At 50.2% G+C, this 5218-nt stretch carries 3 protein-coding genes and 2 pseudogenes; 4 read left to right on the forward strand and 1 reads right to left on the reverse strand.

The features are described 5' to 3' along the window. From DZ860_RS23310 to DZ860_RS23335, 3 genes are all read left to right on the forward strand, one after another. On the forward strand, window positions 1-471 hold a 471-nt coding region (locus DZ860_RS23310; protein ID WP_085296475.1), incomplete at its 5' end, for a GNAT family N-acetyltransferase. Window positions 472-977: 506 nt separating this feature from the next. Beyond that, a complete protein-coding gene (locus DZ860_RS23320) occupies window positions 978-1742 on the forward strand; it encodes an IS6-like element IS6100 family transposase (protein ID WP_001389365.1) in 765 nt (254 codons plus the stop codon). Window positions 1743-2033: 291 nt separating this feature from the next. Next, window positions 2034-2579, forward strand: a complete 546-nt coding sequence (locus tag DZ860_RS23335) for a recombinase family protein (protein WP_109376060.1) — start codon at window positions 2034-2036, stop codon at window positions 2577-2579. Window positions 2580-2631: 52 nt separating this feature from the next. Here the strand turns inward: DZ860_RS23335 and DZ860_RS23340 are convergent. Next, window positions 2632-4881, reverse strand: a pseudogene (locus DZ860_RS23340) (Tn3-like element ISKox2 family transposase); the annotation flags it as partial. Between the two features lie 104 nt (window positions 4882-4985). Between DZ860_RS23340 and DZ860_RS23350 the strand changes: the two are divergent. Beyond that, window positions 4986-5218, forward strand: a pseudogene (locus DZ860_RS23350) (IS4 family transposase); the annotation flags it as partial.

A 5218-nucleotide genomic window follows, 5' to 3' on the forward strand; every position in this document is an offset into this window, starting at 1 on the left:
GTCGCCTGCTCGGGTGATATCGACGAGGTTGTGCGGCTGATGCACGACGCTGCGGCGTGGATGTCCGCCAAGGGAACGCCCGCCTGGGACGTCGCGCGGATCGACCGGACATTCGCGGAGACCTTCGTCCTGAGATCCGAGCTCCTAGTCGCGAGTTGCAGCGACGGCATCGTCGGCTGTTGCACCTTGTCGGCCGAGGATCCCGAGTTCTGGCCCGACGCCCTCAAGGGGGAGGCCGCATATCTGCACAAGCTCGCGGTGCGACGGACACATGCGGGCCGGGGTGTCAGCTCCGCGCTGATCGAGGCTTGCCGCCATGCCGCGCGAACGCAGGGGTGCGCCAAGCTGCGGCTCGACTGCCACCCGAACCTGCGTGGCCTATACGAGCGGCTCGGATTCACCCACGTCGACACTTTCAATCCCGGCTGGGATCCAACCTTCATCGCAGAACGCCTAGAACTCGAAATCTAACGTCCGTTCGGGCATCGAGGTCCATGTCGGGGTGGGACGGGCCCGTGGCTTCAAGATCACTTGCAGTCCGACCGCGATGTCTTGGTTGCGCGAGAGGTTGTCGATATCCTCCACTTCCATCATCAACCCTGGATAATGCCGCCGCCGTCATCGCCGCCGACGCCCGTGCCGGGCTTTTCGGGCCTGTCAGGCTTGCTCGGCCTTCAGCCTGCCTGGGCGAGATCTCCGGCGGACGGATTAACGGCGGAGCTTCGCCGCCTTTCGTGCGTGTGAAGGCCGAAGATAGTTCTCTCAAAAACATCCGTTTATGAGAGATACCAAATGTCATTTTCAGAAGACGACTGCACCAGTTGATTGGGCGTAATGGCTGTTGTGCAGCCAGCTCCTGACAGTTCAATATCAGAAGTGATCTGCACCAATCTCGACTATGCTCAATACTCGTGTGGGCTCTGTTGCAAAAATCGTGAAGCTTGAGCATGCTTGGCGGAGATTGGACGGACGGAACGATGACGGATTTCAAGTGGCGCCATTTCCAGGGTGATGTGATCCTGTGGGCGGTGCGCTGGTATTGTCGCTATCCGATCAGCTATCGCGACCTTGAGGAAATGCTGGCGGAACGCGGCATTTCGGTCGACCATACGACGATCTATCGCTGGGTCCAGTGCTACGCCCCGGAGATGGAGAAGCGGCTGCGCTGGTTCTGGCGGCGTGGCTTTGATCCGAGCTGGCGCCTGGATGAAACCTACGTCAAGGTGCGGGGCAAGTGGACCTACCTGTACCGGGCAGTCGACAAGCGGGGCGACACGATCGATTTCTACCTGTCGCCGACCCGCAGCGCCAAGGCAGCGAAGCGGTTCCTGGGCAAGGCCCTGCGAGGCCTGAAGCACTGGGAAAAGCCTGCCACGCTCAATACCGACAAAGCGCCGAGCTATGGTGCAGCGATCACCGAATTGAAGCGCGAAGGAAAGCTGGACCGGGAGACGGCCCACCGGCAGGTGAAGTATCTCAATAACGTGATCGAGGCCGATCACGGAAAGCTCAAGATACTGATCAAGCCGGTGCGCGGTTTCAAATCGATCCCCACGGCCTATGCCACGATCAAGGGATTCGAAGTCATGCGAGCCCTGCGCAAAGGACAGGCTCGCCCCTGGTGCCTGCAGCCCGGCATCAGGGGCGAGGTGCGCCTTGTGGAGAGAGCTTTTGGCATTGGGCCCTCGGCGCTGACGGAGGCCATGGGCATGCTCAACCACCATTTCGCAGCAGCCGCCTGATCGGCGCAGAGCGACAGCCTACCTCTGACTGCCGCCAATCTTTGCAACAGAGCCTCCGTCGCCATGCTCACCTCGCTTTGGTGCACACGAGTATTGAGCATAGTCGAGATTGGTGCAGATCACTTCTGATATTGAACTGTCAGGAGCTGGCTGCACAACAGCCATTACGCCCAATCAACTGGTGCAGTCGTCTTCTGAAAATGACAGCCACCTCCCCGATCCTGCCGCTTTTCACGTAAAATAACCCGTCAAAATATCAAGGAAAGAAAAGGCGCGTTTTTTGGAGGTTACATGCTGATAGGTTACGCCAGGGTATCAAGGGACAAGCAAGAAACGGCGCTGCAACTGGACGCCCTGGACAAGGCCGGGTGTCAGCGCGTTTACGTTGAGAAGCTATCAGGGGCCAGCACAGAACGCCCAGAGCTTGAACGGTGCCTAGATACCTTGAGGGAAGGGGATACGTTGATTGTGTGGCACTTAGACCGACTGGGAAGGAGCATCAAAGACCTGATCGAGATAGTCAGCTCGTTGAAGCGCCAGGGGATCGGGTTCCGCTCCCTAACCCAATCAGACATAGACACCACAACGGCGAACGGGGCTCTAGTGTTCCATGTGTTTGCGGCCTTGGCTGAATACGAACGCGCACGACTGCAAGAGCGCACACGGGCCGGGTTGGAGGCAGCAAGGGCAAGAGGGCGACGCGGTGGGCGACCCTTGGCCATGTCAGATGAAGACGCCAGGAAGGCAAGGGCCATGCTGTCGGATGTAGAGATAACGAAAGCTGAAGTTGCAAAACACTTTGGGGTTCTAGGGATTTTCCCCTCTAAAGTAACATAAATCGCCACAACCCTCGCAGTTAATGGCTTGTGGAGCTGGGTTACCTTTCATTTTAGACTTCATTTTCAACAATAGGCCTAGTTATTTCCTGTAAATCAGGTAGTTTGCGGTTACTAGCGAACTGATAAGTGCCGCTCAGATTAATGTTCTGCCATGCAACGGGTGATACTTGTCGAGTTATTGCTGCTTTTTCCTCGTCACCAACTTCTTCAAAGTGCAGTAATAGATGACTTAGGATCATCGAGTTAAAGTAGATAATAGCATTTGCCGTCAAACGGGCACACTCGTTCCAGACGACTATTTCTGATTCGTTTTTTCCACGGAACTGGTCACGATTGACCGATGCAATAGCTCGCCTGAGGAAATGCCAGGCTTCGCCTCGGTTCAGTGCTCGTTGAACATATTGGCGCAGACTTGCATCATCAATATAATCAAGTAAATATTGGGCTTTGATGAGCCTATTATATTCCGTTAATGCTTGTAATATAGGGTGTCTAGATGGATAACCAGATAATTTGCGTACTAGCAATGCCTGTGTTGTGCGTTTTTCTTGAAGGGATAACACAATACGCTGAATATCCTGCCAGCCTTCTTCAATCACATTCATTTTTATCGGCTTTTTCAGCGCCAGATGCGTGTTTCCGTCGTCGCTTTCAGTTACGTTAAATAGGTCATTGATCACACTGGTGAACTGAGCATACCTAGGCGCAAAACTATAACCGCATAAATCCAATAAGGCATAATTAACATGATTAACACCATGGGTGTCGGTTGAGAGGACATCTGGCTTAAGATCACTAGTATTAGATTGTAGTAAGTCGTAAATATAATGGGACTCATGCTCATTAGATCCTATGATACGGGCATTTAACGCACTATGATTGGCAACTAACGTCATGGCCGTAATACCTTTGTTGGTGCCGAAGTATTTCGAGGAGTAGCGAGTTTTAAAAGTCTCAAGGTGAGTTTCAAATTTTTGCCCATCGGTACTGGCGTGCAGGACGTCTTCTTGGATGTGATAGTGGCGGAAAATAGGGAGTGCCGCTACTGCGTTATTGATGATATCACTAGCCTCTTGCAAGGTTTCAGGCCTAATATAATTAGCTTGTATAGTGCTTAGATGCTCATAACTGCGATCAGATATTTGTGCCATCCCATATACGCCGCGATGTGTCGCATTCGCAATTAGAATAGCCAATAAATCATCCTGATTGGCGCCTACTTGTTTTTGTATTGGCAGCACGTGTGCGAAGCATTGCATAAAGTTGGTTTCTTGTTCAACATAACGCAACACATCAGCAATACTGACGGGGATCATTTGTTTAAAGAAAGGGTTGTTGACAAGTGATTGGGAGCCTTTAACTGGCAGTCGCCATCGTGTGCCACTTCGGCTCTTCATGATCACATTGCGGTTATCACCATTATCAATGTGACGAGCAACATCTTCTAGGGATGTTGTTAAGCGTATTTGTTTTACTTGCAGTAGCTTCTGAATCGGCTGCTTTAGCTTTTCCAATGTTGATGATGCCAATAGATCAGGCTGTATTGACGATGCAATTAAGTCGTCTTCTAGCGCACGATATTTAGTGACGTTTGATAAGTAAATTCGACCATTAAGCCGAGAAGCCAGTTGACGGTAAAGCAACCATTCGTATCGCTGTGGATGAACAACATCCTTGTTAATTAACCATGGACGATGTTTTTGTTGGATAAGTGTACTATCCATTGTTTGCAATGTATTACCTGCTAATAGTTCTGTTTTTGTGGTTTTGAGCTGGGTCACTAATGCTTCTGAGCCTTTACCTGCTTGGCATTCAAGACATAGAAACACGGGCCTTAATAACTGCTCAATTAACCCGTTTTGATCATCATAATATTGCCATTGATATTCTTCTACCGTGCGTTTTTGCTTTTTTAAGTACAGGCATAGCGTTTCTATATCTTGGTTATTCATTACACTTAATGCTTGTTGCCTAACCGTTGCAAATGGTTGATTATCGTCGATACTGTCATCAACAAACAGATGCAGTAATTCTGCGGCTTTGGTGACATTGTCTGCAGCTGACCTCCATGAGTCAAACACTGCCTGTTGGGCAAACGCATGCGCAGCTTCTTGTTGTTTACGGATATGATGAATAAACCCATCAGCCAATCGCTCTAGGCTTTGCCGTATGCGTTGAGTCAGAAAACACAGCAACCATAGGTGTTGCTGTGGACGCTTAAAGCGTTTTAGTTTACTGCCATAATAATCCACCATTTCACCGAAGTGTTGTTGGTTTTTAGACGATAAGGCTAAGCCCTGATGAATCCCCTAATGATTTTGGTAAAAATCATTAAGTTAAGGTGGATACACATCTTGTCATATGATCAAATGGTTTCGCGAAAAATCAATAATCAGACAACAAGATGTGCGAACTCGATATTTTACACGACTCTCTTTACCAATTCTGCCCCGAATTACACTTAAAACGACTCAACAGCTTAACGTTGGCTTGCCACGCATTACTTGACTGTAAAACTCTCACTCTTACCGAACTTGGCCGTAACCTGCCAACCAAAGCGAGAACAAAACATAACATCAAACGAATCGACCGATTGTTAGGTAATCGTCACCTCCACAAAGAGCGACTCGCTGTATA

The organism is Vibrio sinensis (genome assembly GCF_003605645.1).
In the GTDB taxonomy this organism is placed as follows: Bacteria; Pseudomonadota; Gammaproteobacteria; order Enterobacterales; family Vibrionaceae; genus Vibrio; species Vibrio sinensis.

Coding starts and splice junctions, on each gene's coding strand:
- DZ860_RS23320 (WP_001389365.1), top strand. CDS start 978: ATGACGGATTTCAAGTGGCGCCATTTCCAGGGTGATGTGATCCTGTGG.
- DZ860_RS23335 (WP_109376060.1), top strand. CDS start 2,034: ATGCTGATAGGTTACGCCAGGGTATCAAGGGACAAGCAAGAAACGGCG.